This is a genomic window from Nitratireductor sp. L15S-10 (genome assembly GCF_045011005.1).
Lineage (GTDB): Bacteria > Pseudomonadota > Alphaproteobacteria > Rhizobiales > Rhizobiaceae > Nitratireductor.
The window spans coordinates 1,261,384-1,275,504 of sequence record NZ_CP120674.1 but is presented as its reverse complement, the minus strand read 5'-3'; the positions used below and the strand labels follow the sequence as shown (position 1 = coordinate 1,275,504).

The window sequence follows — 14,121 nt, the reverse complement described above, 5'->3', positions numbered from 1 at the left end:
ATGCGTGCCCGGGCTCACTTCCAGGCCAATCGTTTGAGCAGAATGGAGAATAGCGCCGGGCGGGCGCGCCGGCGTTCAAGCACCTGCTCGGGCATGGCCATGGGCGCCACCGGCAGAGTGTGACGGAGAGGCATCATCGGCTGGCTGTCCGTCTCACGAACGTGCATCATCTGTTTCTCTCCACTGATAACTCCAGATTTCGGAAAGGCGTTTGTCGTCGAGCTTCAGGTGCCCGCTCATTTCGACGGGCCCCGCACCGTTCGGCTTCAGGTCAATCACCAGACGCCACATGCCATTGCTTTCGATGCGGGAAACCGCGGAATGGGCAATCTCACCCCGGCTGACGTTTACGACTGCTTCAATGTTTGAATCGCCCGGAAGGTTCCGCAGAACTTCGCCATCGAAATCCACGACGAACTTTCGTAACCCTTCCTCATTCTTGACACCCGAGACACCCCCCTCTCCACTGCGGAGCGCCATCACTCTGGCGAACCGGTTGGTCGGCTCGTCGATGGCACCCCACGTCAAACGGTAATTGAACTCAAGTGCATCGCCCGCCTTCACGTCCCTTTCAGGCACCCAGAACGCGACAATGTTGTCATTGACTTCCAGGTCGGTGGGGATCTCCACCAGAGTAATGTTGCCACGCCCCCAGGCCTCCAGCGGCTCAACGAGCAGTGACGGCCTGCGTTCGTAGTGAGCGCCGGCATCCTGGAAATGCGCGAAATCACGATCGCGTTGATACAGACCAAAAGCCTGCGGGCTATCTTCGGAAAAGAAGGACGTTGCGAGCTGGGAGGGATTGTTCAAATTGCGCCACAGCTCGTCACCGTCCTTGCGAACGATCTTCAGACCATCGCTGTCATGGACCTGCCCGCGATAGTCATCGAACGCGCTGTCATTGTTCTCGGCAAAGAGGAACATGGATGTCATTGGCGCAACGCCGAGGCGACCAATATCCTTGCGGGCGAAGAGACGTGCGGTCACCGTCATGACGGTGTTTCGCCCAGGCGTTATCACGAAGCGATAGGCGCCGGTCACACTTTCGCTGTCGAGCGCCGCATAGACCACCACTTCCTTGCTGCGTCGATTTGGCTTCTCGATATAGAAATCGGTGAACCGCGGGAACTCTTCCCCATTGGCGGTGGCCGTGTCGATGGCAAGGCCACGCGCTGACAACCCGTAAAGCGTGTCCCGTCCCAGTGCGCGGAAATAGCTTGCACCGAGGAATGAGACCAGCTCATCCATCACATCAGGAGCATTGAGAGGATAGTGAAGCCGGAAGCCTGCCTCCCCCTCCATCACGAGATCCTCGAACAGGGATGGATCGAGCGGCTTGCGATACTCGAAGTCGCGACCGGTGAAGAGGATCGGCTCGGCCATGTTCCCGTCCACCGCATAGAGGCGCACGGGCTCCTTGAAAAGCCATCCCATATGGAAGGCCTGGAGTTCGAAAGGGGCTTCCCCCTGCCACAGGGCATGATCGGGCCGGAAGCGAATCGCCCGATGCTCATCATAGGTCAACCCGGCTATCTGCTCCGGTAACTTGAACTCAGCTTTTGAGAATGGTTCGGAAGCCTTGCTCTTCATCGCCTCCGTAAGAGTGTCAAAAGAAAAGGCCTGTGCCTTTCCTTTCTCATCAATGCCGTGCGGCGCAGGATCTTCGGCGCGCGCCTGGGTTGCAAGAGCCGTCAGGCTGGAGGTACCCAACAGCGACGCTGACAGGCAGGAAACAAGGAAGGATCGTCGGTCCATATATGGAGCTCGTATGCAAGAAAACTCAGGGTGAAGCCGCGGCACAAGCCACGCGCTTTCAACGCATTAATTGCGGTTTTGTTTCGGCACTGGACATAACATTCGAAGACTGACCGTTACCAAGATTTGAAGGCACAGCGCAGAGCGGCGGATCGCTGTACAGCTTCCCCTCAAGACTTGCAATCCTGTTCTGAATCGTGCCCAATCACACCACCTCACCCAACGTGAGCGAACCCACCACAAACCGTCATGGCCAAACCAGATAAGAAGCTGTTGGCGGTACATCAATCTGGGAAATTTGCCGATGGATCTAGGACTGAAGAACAAGCGCGCCCTCGTGCTCGGCGCAAGCCGCGGCCTCGGCGCTGCCATAGCCCAGGGGCTGGCAAAGGAAGGAGCGACCGTGGTCGCCGCCGCACGCAGCAAGGACAAGATCGAAGCCTGGGCAAAGGAATTGCCGGCAAGCGCAGGCACTGTCCAGGCCTATGAACTGGATCTTTCAGACCATGCCGCGATCGACGACCTGGCCGACGGGCTTCTGGCCGAAGGGGGCGTTGACATTCTTGTGAACAACACGGGCGGCCCTCCTCCTGCTAGCGCGGTCGACGCAAAACGCGGCGACTGGATCTCGAATTTCGAGACCATGGCCGCCAACATCTTTCATCTGACCGGGCGGCTCCTGCCAGCAATGCGTCAGCGCAAATGGGGCCGCATCCTCACCGTGACCTCGTCTGGCGTCGAGCAGCCCATCCCCATTCTGGCCCTGTCGAACGGCATTCGTTCGGCAATTGTCGGCTGGTCGAAAACGCTGGCGACAGAAGTTGCGCGTGACGGTGTTACGGTCAACATCCTGATGCCCGGACGTATTCACACCCAGCGCGTCGTCGAACTCGACACAGCGGCGGCCAATCGTTCCGGCAAACCGCTGGAGGAAGTGTCCGCTGCAGCCGCCGATTCCATTCCTATGGGACGTTACGGCGATCCGGAGGAATTCGCCAACATGGCGGTTTTCCTTGCTTCCGAACGCGCGTCTTATGTCACCGGCACCAAGGTCCGCATCGACGGCGGCGCGACGCGTTCGGTCTAGGCGAGATTCACCTCCTCAATGCACGCCCAAGCGCATGCCATGATGCTTTGGGCGTGCGCTCAAATGTTTTGAAATCGACGTGCACGAGACCAAAGCGTTTTTCATAGCCGAGCGCTTACTCGGAATTGTCCAGAAGTGACCAGACGATGTAGCCCTTCAGGGGAACGCCTGCGCTCAGGGTCCTGCGTACTGCACCGATATGTAGGTTGAGGAAAACAATGCGGGCAGCAGCATCCACTCGCCCGTTGGCCCAGATCGGGGAGGAACTTCGTGGCGCGGTGGAAGGCCCGGCGATAGTTCACATCCAGCCCGCCCGCGTCGAGAATGAGTACCGGCAACAATACCATCGTCAGCCTTGGTGGACGGGATACCATGGTTCCCATTCCCTCCCCCAATCGCTCTCAGGCACGCAGTGCCATTTCGGTGAACGCCCCGAAGACATGCGAATCGCCCACAGCGAAGACTTCCTTTTCGAAGGAGACGTGCACTTCGTTGAACGCTTCGGCGAGGTCACCAATCTTTACCTTCATGTGAAAGATGTGGATGACGCAGTCGTCGTGAAGGTGGGTGGTGTCCAGAATTACGCCAAAGGCGATCGAGTGAGCATCACCGCGCCCCCTGAAAAGATGCGTCTTTTCACCGAAAAGGGGCGCTCGTTCCTTCATATTTGAAACGTTTGAACTGCACGCAGGATTTCTTGACCCGAATCGAAAGCTTACCTAACCATAAAGAGGTTACTGGGGCTTCCAGACTTCCATTCTGGATCTCCCTCTTGTGCTGCTCGAAATGGAATGACCGGTCTGAACTTCCCGGCCCTTTCACCATCAGATTTGTATGGATCGAGCATTTAGCGGGCCTCGTATTGCGTATCCGCGAAACCCTTGGCACCGATCTTTGAAGGTGCGGATTTGCGGTGACATTGAATGGCGACTGAGATACGCGAGAAACGCACTGCAAGGCTATCCAAAGCCGTGTCGCGGCGCGATCTGTCCAACCTTGCGCGCGGCTATTGCCAGTCTGGCGAACCGATCTCCTACCTGATTGCGGAAGCCGCGCCAGACAGCGCAACTGGCATGGCAAGCATTCTCGTTTCCAACTGGACTTTCGACACGATCGAAGATGTCGGGCTGACCGCGATCACCCGCCTTGTCGAGAGTTCCATTTCCACCTTTCCCGGTGCGATGCCGCGCGGATGGCATCCGGTTGCCCTATCTGCGCTCCTGGCCTGCGATGAAGTGGCGAACCTTTCGCTACACGAGCAACAAGAGATATTTCTTCTCAAACTCCCGTCAGGCAAGAAGCGTTACATCGCACTGATATCCACCAGTCAGACAGATACGCTCGACCTCGCCGAGCTACGCCGATTGCAGATGGGACTGTGTCATCTTCTCTCTGGCTACAAGTCAAAAGCAAACCCGGTGGGTGAGCCGCTCTCGGAGCGGGAGCGGGAATGTCTCTATTGGGTTTCTGAAGGAAAAACTGCCGATGAGGTATCCCTCATCATCAACGTGTCATCGAACACAGTAAACAGTTACGTCGCCCACGCGATCCATAAGCTGGCGGCGAAAAACCGCGCTATGGCGATTGCAACGGCCATTCGCAACGGACTTATATAGAACGGTATGACAGGGATGCTTTCGGACATCGCAGTCGAGCTGCAGGAGCTCACCGAAAGCATCGGCGCTGACCGGTTTCATCTTTACCTGGTCCAGGGCGTGTCGAAACCCAGGTTGACCCCCTGTCTGGCTGAACATGCCCCCGGGCACAGCGTCGAAAGTGCCGAGTTTGCAAAGCGATTACCCAAACGTTTTGCCGACAAACTCTCCGAGACCTTCCATCCCCTGTTCTGGGGCATTGCCATGCCTGACGATTCTTCCGGCATGCACTGGGAAGAAACCCTGCCGCTTGACGAGGGGTGTGGTCTGATTTTGCCGCTCGCAACAGACCAGCGAAATCATGGCGCGATTTTCATTCTCGGCCAGGACATCCGACTGGAACGGGATCTTTTGTTTGATCTCCATAGCCAGTGTCATGCGCTGTTCACACAGTTCATCGAGCGGGACCCGCATCCCGCTGAAAGCGCAAGTCCGGCCATTTCGAAGCGGGAACTGCAGTGTCTGAAGCTAACCGCCAACGGATTGACCAGCGAGGAAATCGCCAGGCGCCTGGGGCTTTCGGTGCACACTGCCAATCAATATCTGGCGAACACGACGCAAAAGCTCAACGCCGTCAATCGCGTTCACGCAGTTGCCAAGGCACTTCGCAAGGGATTGATCGACTGACCGAAAACGTCTCTCCTGCCGCGATATCAGACTGCCAGTCCCTGATCATCCGTTGATGAGTGGCCTCTCGCTGCGCACGATACGCGAAGCCTGCAATGCCTCCGCAAGATACCGCGAGTTCACCTCGGGATCCTCGGACGGGTTATCGAAGGCCACGTAATTGACCTCCACACCGGCATTGTCAGCGCTGAGCTCCAACGTGAAATAGACTGTCGCGCCCTGCGGGCGCAATTCCAGATCGAGCGAGATGCGCGGGCTTCCGCTCCATGTCACATGCGCGTCGCAGCCATGCCCCAGGCGCAACGTGCCCGGCATGAAATAGAGTTCTGCAGCGGATTCGACGATATCAGCGACGCTCGCCAGGCTCTCAAGCCGAATGAACGCGATATAGTCGGCCACGTCGATAAGACGCAACTCGTTCGCTACCGCGCGTATGGCGTTGGCAACGATGATTTCGCGAGCAGGCGAATGCGGCTGCTTATCCATAGTGTATCCCTGCTGACTACGGTCTTTCACCGGTTCTGTAGATGCGACGGATCAACTCCGCGACAGCCTTGTAAAACTGTGACGGAATCAAACTATCAACCGAAACTTGTTTGTACATGGAGCGTGCGAGAACCGGCTCTTCGAAGACCGGAATGCCGTGCTCGGTTGCAATTTCCCTGATGCGAAGGGCTATGAGGTCCTGCCCCTTCGCCACCACCACGGGCGCTGCATCCTCGTCACGACGATACCGCAGCGCAATCGCAAAGTGGGTTGGATTGGCTATGACCAGTGTGGCTTGGGGCACCGCAGACATCATGCGCTGGCGAGCCCGGTCGCGTGCAAGCGAACGCAGACGCGCCTTGACGATCGGATCGCCCTCGGTCTGCTTGTGCTCGTCCTTGACCTCCTGCTTCGTCATGCGCAGATCGACACGCCATTGGTGGCGTGTCCAGAAAAGATCGGCGACCGCAATAACTGCCACCACAAGCGTCACCACTACGAGACTCTGAACGGCGATGTCGCGAATGACCGAGGAGAATTCGACCGGATTGGTGATCATGCCGGCGAGCAATCGCGTCTCTGCCTCACGCATCGCCAGAACAAGAAAGCCGCCTGCAACGATGATCTTGCCCAGGGATTTTGCGAACTCCACAAAACCCTTGACGCCAAAAATCCGGCTCCAGCCTTCCTTGAGAGAAATGCGCGAGAGCTTTGGTTTGACGCGGTCAAGGACAAAGCGCGGCGTGTTCTGAAACACTGAAGCCGCGACACCCGCCGTTACTAGCAGCAGCATCACGGTACCCACGACCTTCGCGATCTCCATGAATACCAGCTGATAAATCGCCATCGCATCAGAGCGCGTTTCCAGCGACCAGCCGTCCGCCCGCTCAAGAAAAATGGAGAGGAAGCTGCCAAGCCGCATCGCACTGTCCTGTGCGAAGAAGATGGTGAAAGTCAGGATGGCGAGAAAGGACGCAAAAACCGGCACTTCCTTGGAGAAGGGCAACTGACCTTTGTCGACGGAGTCACGGATTTTCTTTTCCGTTGCCTCTTCGGTCTTGCTTTCCTTGTCGGCACCTTCCGCCATCAGGACCTTCGCTCAAGCGATTGCAGATACGGTGATCCGGGTTCGTCAGGAAGCGAACCGGCTTTTGTCCTTGGTGAATGCGTCAGGCGGCTTCCTGCTGCTGCATGCTGGGCAGGACAAAATTGCCCTGTTGCGCCAGTTGGACCGCACTTGCGGAGATGCGCCTGCGAGCTTGCAGGATATCAGCCTCAGGCACGTCCTCCGAGCCGGTGCTGAGTTCGGCCTCGATCATGCGACGCGTGCGCTGTCCAAGGGCCGACAACACGGCTTCCACAATGGCCTCGGAGGCATTGCGGAGCGCCAGCGTCACCAGTTCGCTCGACAGGCCGTCGAACAGTGCGACACGGGCTTTCTGATCGAGCAGCACGATTTCCTCGAAGCTGAAAAGCTGAGAGCGGATCGCTTTCACATCGCTGGTGCCAGTCAGCTCCAGCTCGTGAATGACCTCGTCGGCCTGGTCCTTGTCGAGTTCATTGAGGAGCGACGCCACGCGCGCCAGACCGACGGCAGAGTCCTTGCCGGCACGCATATTGCGCAGAAGGTCGCTCATGCGGTTCTCGATAAGTTTCTTCGCCTGAGCCGGCATTTCGCCCGTCGCCGCCATCCGGCTGATGACCGAGGTCCGCAGGTTTTTGTCCAGGCTCACCAGAACTTTCGCAGCGATGGATGGAGCGATGCCGCCCAGAATGGCAGCGATCACCTGCGGATGCTCAGCAGAGATGAGTTCAATCAATTCCTCGGCAGGGAGTTTCTCAAGTTCGGCCCAGACCTCTTCGGCCTCGCTGGCCGCTGGCGCATTGCGCCCCATGAGAAGGTTCATTTCTTCTTCGGAGAGGGTCTCGTTGAGAATCGTATCAATGCTGTCAGCCGAATCGAGAAGCCCGGCGCCTTCAGTGAATTCGCTTTCGAATTCGCTGACGACTTTCTCCAGCTCTGCCTGCGGAATGGTTCGCAGCAGGCGTGCTCCTTCCATGAGCGCCTTGAGTTCGTCCTGCTTGAAAAACTTCAGAAGTCGACCCGCCGAAGGCTTGCCCATCGCCACGAGAATGGTGGCCGCCTTCTGCGCCTGTGTCAGAGCCAGAGCTTCCGTCATGATCGAACCGACCTTCCTATCCGCTATTCGTTATACGCTTTATTCAACAGACGCCTTGCCGGCGATTTCCGTGAGCTTCACCCCGAAACGAGACGGATCATCATCAACCAGTGTGATCTCACCCCGTGCGATACGCCTGCCATTCACGACGATCTCGACCGGCTCGCCCACGCGCCGATTGAGCGACACTGTCGATCCCTTTTTAAGAGCCATGAGTTGCGAGACAGGCATCTCGGCGCTGCCGAGAACAATCTGGACCTCAACTGGAATGCTCATCACCAGGTCAGGATTTCCCGAGAAGGAATCGACCCGTGCACCCCCGCCGGGATTCTCCTCGTGCAGCACGTCCTTCAGTTCCTCAATCGCCTTATTGAGCTCTTCCTCGCCGTGTTCCTGCGGCTCCGGCTCGGCATTCGTCATCGTCATTCTCCTTCACCGCCTTTCCGGCACATTATTGTGCCAGAAGGCCCTCGACGACATCCTTGCGGGCGTCAAAGGGCTGTTTGATCCGCACCGTGTAGTGATGTCCGGCTTTTCCGAAATCACAGGTGAAAACTGTCTTGTCACGCACCGCGAGCCTCGCTTCGGGTTGAGCCCCATCGCCAAATTCGATCACCTGACCTTCGTGAAGCGACGCGAGTTGACCAAGCGCCATGCGCATCAGCGGAATGGTTGCCTTGAGGCGCACATTCGACCGCATGACCTCATCGCTAAACCGGTTGTGCCAGTCGGCTGCCTTGGCGCTTTGCTGGCGATTGTCTTCTGCTTCGGGATCGCGAACCTCCAGCAGAAGACGCTGCGGCATCCAGGCGGTAAGAAAACCACCCTGCTCTTCCCCGCCAATCGCAAATCTGATGCGGACCCCCGGGCCGTCCCGCACGACGAAGCGCCGAAAATCAGCTCCGGCCAGTACAGTCGGCATTTGCAAGCGCAATCCGAGCGAACGGGCGCCCTTCCCGTTCAGGGCCCTTGCGAAAATGTCGAAAGCGTGGGCTACAACATCCCGTTCGATGGCCGAGGGCGGGCGTTCGAGGGCAACCGCCGGCAATTCAGGATTGCCTCCGAACATGGCTCCGACAATAAGGGAGATCGCTGTGGGATCGAGCCGCATGGTAAGTGCATCACCGGATGCATCGCCAGGAACGACCACAAGCGCATCGCAACAATCCGGCTGGGGCTTAAGTTCGGCAAGCCGCACGATTTCAACATCCACCAGATCTACCGTGATCGGCGTCGGCAGCTTTTCTTCCAGACTTTCCATGACACGCGGCAACGCGCGGGTCGCACATGACCGCGCCGCCTCAACCACCTTTCGCGGATCGCCGGTGGCACCCACCAGCCGCTCCACGACGAGCGCGCGCATCAGTTCAGGGTCATCCGTCAACGCCATGATCGGCTGTAACTCCATTGATCCTGCTGCATCATGCTGCCTGTTTCTCACCGCCACCGGTGTTCATGGTGCTCTGCTCGACCGCATCAATGCTCGGTCGGTCATATGCCGAAATGGTCTTGCGGCCGAACTCCAGCGCCACCTGCGGCAGCGAGCCGTTCATATATGCGAGCAAAGTCTGCTTCACGATCACGTAAAGCCGGTTCTTCTTTTCCCGAACAATCTTGATCTTGGTCGCAATCGGACCGACTACGGCATAGGACATGAAGATGCCAAGGAAGGTACCCACCAGTGCCGCGCCGACCAGACCACCTAGAATTTCCGGAGATTCATTGATCGCTCCCATGGCCTTGATCACCCCGAGAACGGCGGCCACGATACCAAGTGCAGGAAGTCCCTCCGACACCGCCACGAGCGCGTTGTAGGATTTGAGCTTGTCGCGTCGGATAGTCTGGATTTCCTCATCCATCAGCGCCTCAATTTCGAAAGGACGCGCATTGCCAATAATGATGATACGGCAATAGTCGCAGATGAAATTGGTGAGGTCCTTGTTTTTCAGAACCGTGGGATAGGTCTGAAAAATCGCGGATTCTTCCGGGTTGTCGATATGAGCCTCAACCTCGCTGCGCGACTTTGTCCGCAACTCCCGCATCAGGCTATGAAGAACGCCGAGCGTTTCAAGATACTCGGTTTCTTTCGGCACCGCGCCCTTGAAAGCCTCAATGCAGGCCTTGCCCGCATCCTTGACGGTCGACATCGGGTTGGCAACCAGAAACGTGCCGAACGCCGCGCCGCAGATGATCACGACTTCCCACGGCTGGAACAGCACATCCACATGTCCGCCCATCGCCATATAGCCGCCGATCACGCAGCCGAGCGTTACCACCAGTCCGATTAGAATACCCATCTATACCGCCATCTTTTCTTGGCCTTTTCCCCTGTGTATCTGCCGTGGCTTGCGTGAGGCTTGAATATCTGAAGCGATCGCGAAAGCCTCGCGCAAGATAGGCGGACTAGGGTTGCGCAACCGAAGATGGCGGAGGGCGCGCCTTGATCAACACCTTCACGAGCTACAACCTCATCAACCGCGATCTCTCGCGTTCGCTGGAGCGCGTGCAGTCGCAGCCCATGGTGCAGCGGGAGACTGAGTACTACCAGGAGAACATCGGCCGGGTGACTTCCATCGAGGAGTTCGTCAATGACGATCGCCTTTTCCGATACGCCATGAAGGCACACGGGCTCGACGACATGGCTTATGCCAAGGCCTTCATGGTGAAGGTGCTGGAAGAAGGCATCAGCGATCCTGAAAGCTTCGCAAACAAGCTCACCGACAAGCGCTATGCCGAGTTCGCCCGGACCTATAATTTTGCGGCAGGCGGCGTCGACACCACCAATTACAATCCCGCCCAAAAGGGAACGGTGGACAAATATCTCACGCGTGCTCTCAAGAACGGCGCCTCTCCCAGTGATCCGGCCCTCATCGGCAGCATCAACAATTATCTGGCAAAGATCCCTGACATCAAATCCGTCGATGACCTGATGAACGATCAGGAAATGCTGTCTTTCGCGTTGCTCGCGCACGGCTTCGACCCAGATGAGGTGATCGACGTCAAATTCCTTCGTTCGGTCCTGGAAGGCGGCATCGACGATCCCGGAAGCCCGGCGAACCAGACCGAAGACAAGCGCTACAGGGCACTCGCGGAAGCGTTCAATTTCGCACGCTACGGCGAGGATGCAACGACCTACAACATCGCCAACAATCTGGCGGTCGAGCGTTATGTGCGTCAGACACTTGAAGAGGATGCGGGCCGTGAAAACGAGGGCGTACGGCTCGCACTCTACTTCCAGCGCAAGGCTCCCGAATTTCGTTCCTATTATGAATTGCTGGCCGACAAGGCCATCGCCGAGGTGGTCCGCACAGCGCTTGGCTTCCCGGCCGCGCTTGCCCAGGCTGACATCGACAAGCAAGTCGAGATGATCAAGGAGCGTATCGACATCGAGGACTTCCGCGATCCCGAAAAACTCGAGGACTTCCTGAAGCGCTTTACCACCATGTGGGAACTCGAAAACCCCACCAGCTCTCAGCAGACCTCCATCGCCGCTCTGTTCAGCCAGCCGGCGGAGTTCGGCATCTCCACCGACATGCTTTTCACCATCGCGCAGTTGAAGAGGTAAGAGACCCGATGCAGACCGGACTTTATGTGGCCCTGTCATCCCAGGTGGCGCTCGAGAAACGTCTTGGAACGCTGGCCGACAACGTCGCGAATGCCGGCACTGTCGGCTTCCGTGCCACCTCGGTGAATTTCCGCGACATGGTCAATGGCGACGGTCCGGATTCCGTCTCGTTTGCCGCCCCCGGCACACCCAACATTGCCACCCATGCGGGCGGTCTGCGTGAAACGAAGAACCCTTTTGATTTCGCGGTCCAGGGTGACGCCTGGTTCGCACTCGAAACACCGGCCGGCACGGTCGTCACCCGGGATGGTCGCTTCACCATGCGCGAGACCGGCGAGCTGGTCAGTATAGACGGACATCCGGTCCTGGATGCCGGTGGTGCCCCGCTGCTGCTGGATCCCCTGGCCGGTCCGCCCGAGGCAGGCGCAGACGGCACACTTCGCCAGAACGGTCAGTTGGTCGGCGCCATTGGTCTCTACGCATTCGCTCCATCGCAGGACTACGCACGTTACGGCAATTCGGGGTTCATCGCCAATGACGTCCAGCCAGTCATCGACCAGCCTGATGTTGGGGTCGCCCAGGGCTTCGTGGAAGAAGCCAATGTCAATCCGGTTCTCGAAATGATGAACCTCATCGAGGTGCAGCGCACCTTTGAACATGTTTCGGCGTTGATGAGCGATAGCGATACCGCGCTCAAGGATGCCATCAAGCTTCTTGGCGCATGAGTGAAGTCGTGACAGAGCCTGCAATCTCTGCTGCTCCCCCTCGAGAGACCGTGCTTACCGCACTTGAAGAAGCTTATCGGCGAATAGCGGGTGATCAGCGGTTCCTCATCAGGCATGGTGGTCGCGTCAGCGAGGTTTCGCCGACCCATTACAGCGTGCGCGGCCTTTCGGAAACGGCGAGGCTCGGTGATGTCGTCTCGCGACAGAGCCGCAGGGGCGGAATCGCCGGTGCCGGCGAAATCGTCCGTATCGCGCAGGGTAGTGTGCTCGTCGCGCCCTACGAAGAGGCAGGTGCCGTGGGCCTGGGCGAAGCCGTTTTCAATCGTGGTCAACTCGGTCTTGCGCCATCCCCGTCATGGCGCGGTCGTGTCGTGGATGCACTTGGTCGACCCGCCGATGGAAAGCCCGCCCCCGCCGGCGCGCCTTCCGCCACCGGCGCCGCGCCGGTCACACCACCGGCAATGCAGCGGCAACGGGTTTCCGAAGCATTCCGCACAGGTGTTCGTGTCATCGACATCTTCACTCCTCTTTGCCACGGACAAAGGCTCGGTGTGTTTGCCGGTTCCGGCGTTGGTAAATCGACGCTTTTGTCCATGCTCGCCAACGCGGATGCGTTCGACACGGTGGTCATCGCACTGGTGGGAGAACGCGGGCGCGAGGTCCGCGAATTCCTCGAGGACACAATCGGACCACGGGGTATGACTAAATCGGTGGCTGTGGTCGCCACCAGTGACGAAAGTGCCATGATGCGCCGCCGCGCACCGGATACAGCCATGAGCGTCGCTGAATATTTTCGCGATCGCGGTGACAAGGTTTTGCTCATCGTCGATTCCATCACGCGCTTCGCCCATGCTCTGCGCGAGGTCGCTATCGGCGCCGGAGAACCTCCTGTAGCCCGCGGCTATCCCGCTTCGGTTTTCACCGAGTTGCCGCGCCTGCTGGAACGCGCCGGGCCCGGCGAAACCGGTCGCGGCTCCATCACGGCAATCCTGTCCGTCCTTGTCGATGGAGACGATCACAATGACCCGGTTGCCGACGCGGTGCGCGGCATTCTCGACGGACACGTGGTCCTCGACCGTTCTATAGCCGAACAGGGGCGTTTCCCCCCCGTCAATCCCCTGGCTTCCATTTCCCGCCTTGCCGAGCGCGCATGGAAGCCGGATGAGAAGCGGTTGGTGACACGATTGCGCGCGATGATCGCCCGTTTCGAAGACACCCGCGACATTCGCCTCCTTGGCGCCTATCAACCCGGAAACGACGCAGATCTCGATCAGGCCGTGCGCCAGATCCCACTCATCTACGATGCCCTCACACAATCGCCGAACGACCCGCGCTCGACTGATCCTTTCACGGATCTGGCGATGAAACTGAAAGCCGGAGAACCGGTACAATGACGCTGAAACTGGCCAGTCTCGAACTTCCGGACGGGCGGCGGACCGAATCGAACCCGACCGACGCGCCCGCAGCCGAGGCGCCCCCGCCTTCCCGAAAATCCGCATTTCTTCCTCGCCGGCTAAAAAAGATCGCGCCTCTCCACAAGCCAAGCAGCAGCCGCAGCGACTGGATGATCATGGTCGGCGGTATCGGGTTGGCCGCTGTCTGCGCCATGTTTCCCTGGTACATATTCTTCAATCAGGAGCAGTTCGGCGTTCGTCCCATGACTTTTGCCGGGCGTCCCTCCCCGCAGGGACCTTCGCGTGAGGCTCTTCCCGATTTGATCGGTGCACGCATCCCATCGCAAATCATTCCTTTGCCGGAGGTCGACTACACGTCTACCGGAACGGTTGGCCGCACGCCCGCCGAAGTGCTTGAGAACCAGCCTTTCCCCGGAGATGAACCGGGCTTTCGCCTGGTGCATGTGGCCGGTGGACGCGCCATGATCGAGGACGAGGATGGGTATTGGCTTGTGCAGCGTGGCTCTCGCCTGCCAGATGGCAGCCGTGTCTCTCGGATAGTCTGGAAAGACGGCAACTGGGAAATGGTCACATCGCGTGAGCTGGTGGTCAGGGTTTCTGCAGAAGACGGGACGTAAGGCCCGCAC

General features: G+C 58.5%; 16 protein-coding genes and 1 pseudogene. 8 read left to right on the top strand and 9 right to left on the bottom strand.

Annotated features, from left to right (window positions below; genetic code table 11):
* Positions 1–14: 14 nt before the first annotated feature.
* Positions 15–170, bottom strand: coding sequence for a hypothetical protein (locus P2W41_RS06155; protein WP_292896992.1), 156 nt, complete (start codon positions 168–170; stop codon positions 15–17).
* On the bottom strand, positions 154–1,755 hold the full coding sequence (locus P2W41_RS06150) for a glucan biosynthesis protein (RefSeq protein WP_404934577.1): 1,602 nt from the start codon (positions 1,753–1,755) through the stop codon (positions 154–156). Before P2W41_RS06150 ends, P2W41_RS06155 begins: the two co-directional genes overlap by 17 nt.
* A gap of 304 nt (positions 1,756–2,059) precedes the next feature.
* On the opposite strand from P2W41_RS06150, the gene P2W41_RS06145 reads away from it, so the two are divergent.
* Complete coding sequence (locus P2W41_RS06145) at positions 2,060–2,842, top strand: SDR family oxidoreductase (RefSeq protein WP_404934576.1); 783 nt, start codon at positions 2,060–2,062, stop codon at positions 2,840–2,842.
* Between the two features lie 7 nt (positions 2,843–2,849).
* Here P2W41_RS06145 and P2W41_RS06140 read toward each other — a convergent pair.
* Positions 2,850–3,080: pseudogene (locus P2W41_RS06140) on the bottom strand (family 1 glycosylhydrolase).
* On the opposite strand from P2W41_RS06140, the gene P2W41_RS06135 reads away from it, so the two are divergent.
* The 3 genes from P2W41_RS06135 (at position 3,061) to P2W41_RS06125 (ending at position 5,124) form a co-directional block, all read left to right on the top strand.
* On the top strand, positions 3,061–3,513 hold the full coding sequence (locus P2W41_RS06135) for a TOBE domain-containing protein (protein WP_404934575.1): 453 nt from the start codon (positions 3,061–3,063) through the stop codon (positions 3,511–3,513). The pseudogene P2W41_RS06140 and the gene P2W41_RS06135 sit on opposite strands and share 20 nt — an antisense overlap.
* A 252-nt stretch (positions 3,514–3,765) precedes the next feature.
* A complete protein-coding gene (locus P2W41_RS06130) occupies positions 3,766–4,458 on the top strand; it encodes a response regulator transcription factor (RefSeq protein ID WP_292896997.1) in 693 nt (230 codons plus the stop codon).
* A 6-nt stretch (positions 4,459–4,464) separates the two neighbouring features.
* The gene (locus P2W41_RS06125; protein WP_292896998.1) at positions 4,465–5,124 is read left to right on the top strand and encodes a helix-turn-helix transcriptional regulator; all 660 of its coding nucleotides are present in this window, start codon (positions 4,465–4,467) and stop codon (positions 5,122–5,124) included.
* A 45-nt stretch (positions 5,125–5,169) separates the two neighbouring features.
* On the opposite strand, the gene P2W41_RS06120 is transcribed toward P2W41_RS06125, so the two are convergent.
* From P2W41_RS06120 to motA, 6 genes are all read right to left on the bottom strand, one after another.
* On the bottom strand, positions 5,170–5,610 hold the full coding sequence (locus P2W41_RS06120) for a hypothetical protein (RefSeq protein ID WP_292896999.1): 441 nt from the start codon (positions 5,608–5,610) through the stop codon (positions 5,170–5,172).
* A gap of 16 nt (positions 5,611–5,626) precedes the next feature.
* Positions 5,627–6,697 (bottom strand): flagellar biosynthesis protein FlhB, encoded by a 1,071-nt coding sequence (gene flhB, locus P2W41_RS06115; protein WP_292897000.1) that lies wholly within the window; start codon positions 6,695–6,697, stop codon positions 5,627–5,629.
* Between the two features lie 82 nt (positions 6,698–6,779).
* Positions 6,780–7,790 (bottom strand): FliG C-terminal domain-containing protein, encoded by a 1,011-nt coding sequence (locus P2W41_RS06110; RefSeq protein ID WP_292897001.1) that lies wholly within the window; start codon positions 7,788–7,790, stop codon positions 6,780–6,782.
* 39 nt (positions 7,791–7,829) lie between these two features.
* On the bottom strand, positions 7,830–8,216 hold the full coding sequence (fliN, locus tag P2W41_RS06105; protein WP_292897002.1) for a flagellar motor switch protein FliN: 387 nt from the start codon (positions 8,214–8,216) through the stop codon (positions 7,830–7,832).
* 25 nt (positions 8,217–8,241) lie between these two features.
* On the bottom strand, positions 8,242–9,180 hold the full coding sequence (locus tag P2W41_RS06100) for a FliM/FliN family flagellar motor switch protein (RefSeq protein WP_404934574.1): 939 nt from the start codon (positions 9,178–9,180) through the stop codon (positions 8,242–8,244).
* 31 nt (positions 9,181–9,211) lie between these two features.
* The gene (motA, locus tag P2W41_RS06095) at positions 9,212–10,087 is read right to left on the bottom strand and encodes a flagellar motor stator protein MotA (protein WP_292897004.1); all 876 of its coding nucleotides are present in this window, start codon (positions 10,085–10,087) and stop codon (positions 9,212–9,214) included.
* A 143-nt stretch (positions 10,088–10,230) separates the two neighbouring features.
* Between motA and P2W41_RS06090 the strand changes: the two genes are divergently transcribed.
* Genes P2W41_RS06090 through P2W41_RS06075 form a run of 4 tightly spaced genes read left to right on the top strand, consistent with a single transcriptional unit; the run spans position 10,231 to position 14,112 of the window.
* Positions 10,231–11,355, top strand: coding sequence for a DUF1217 domain-containing protein (locus tag P2W41_RS06090; protein ID WP_292897005.1), 1,125 nt, complete (start codon positions 10,231–10,233; stop codon positions 11,353–11,355).
* Positions 11,356–11,363: 8 nt separating this feature from the next.
* Positions 11,364–12,080 (top strand): flagellar basal-body rod protein FlgF, encoded by a 717-nt coding sequence (gene flgF / locus P2W41_RS06085; RefSeq protein ID WP_292897006.1) that lies wholly within the window; start codon positions 11,364–11,366, stop codon positions 12,078–12,080.
* Positions 12,077–13,474: a flagellar protein export ATPase FliI gene (fliI, locus tag P2W41_RS06080; RefSeq protein ID WP_404934573.1), complete on the top strand. Its 1,398-nt coding sequence runs from the start codon at positions 12,077–12,079 to the stop codon at positions 13,472–13,474. Before flgF ends, fliI begins: the two co-directional genes overlap by 4 nt.
* A complete protein-coding gene (locus tag P2W41_RS06075; RefSeq protein ID WP_404934572.1) occupies positions 13,471–14,112 on the top strand; it encodes a hypothetical protein in 642 nt (213 codons plus the stop codon). The genes fliI and P2W41_RS06075 overlap by 4 nt, the downstream gene beginning before the upstream one ends.
* The last annotated feature ends 9 nt before the right edge of the window (positions 14,113–14,121 follow it).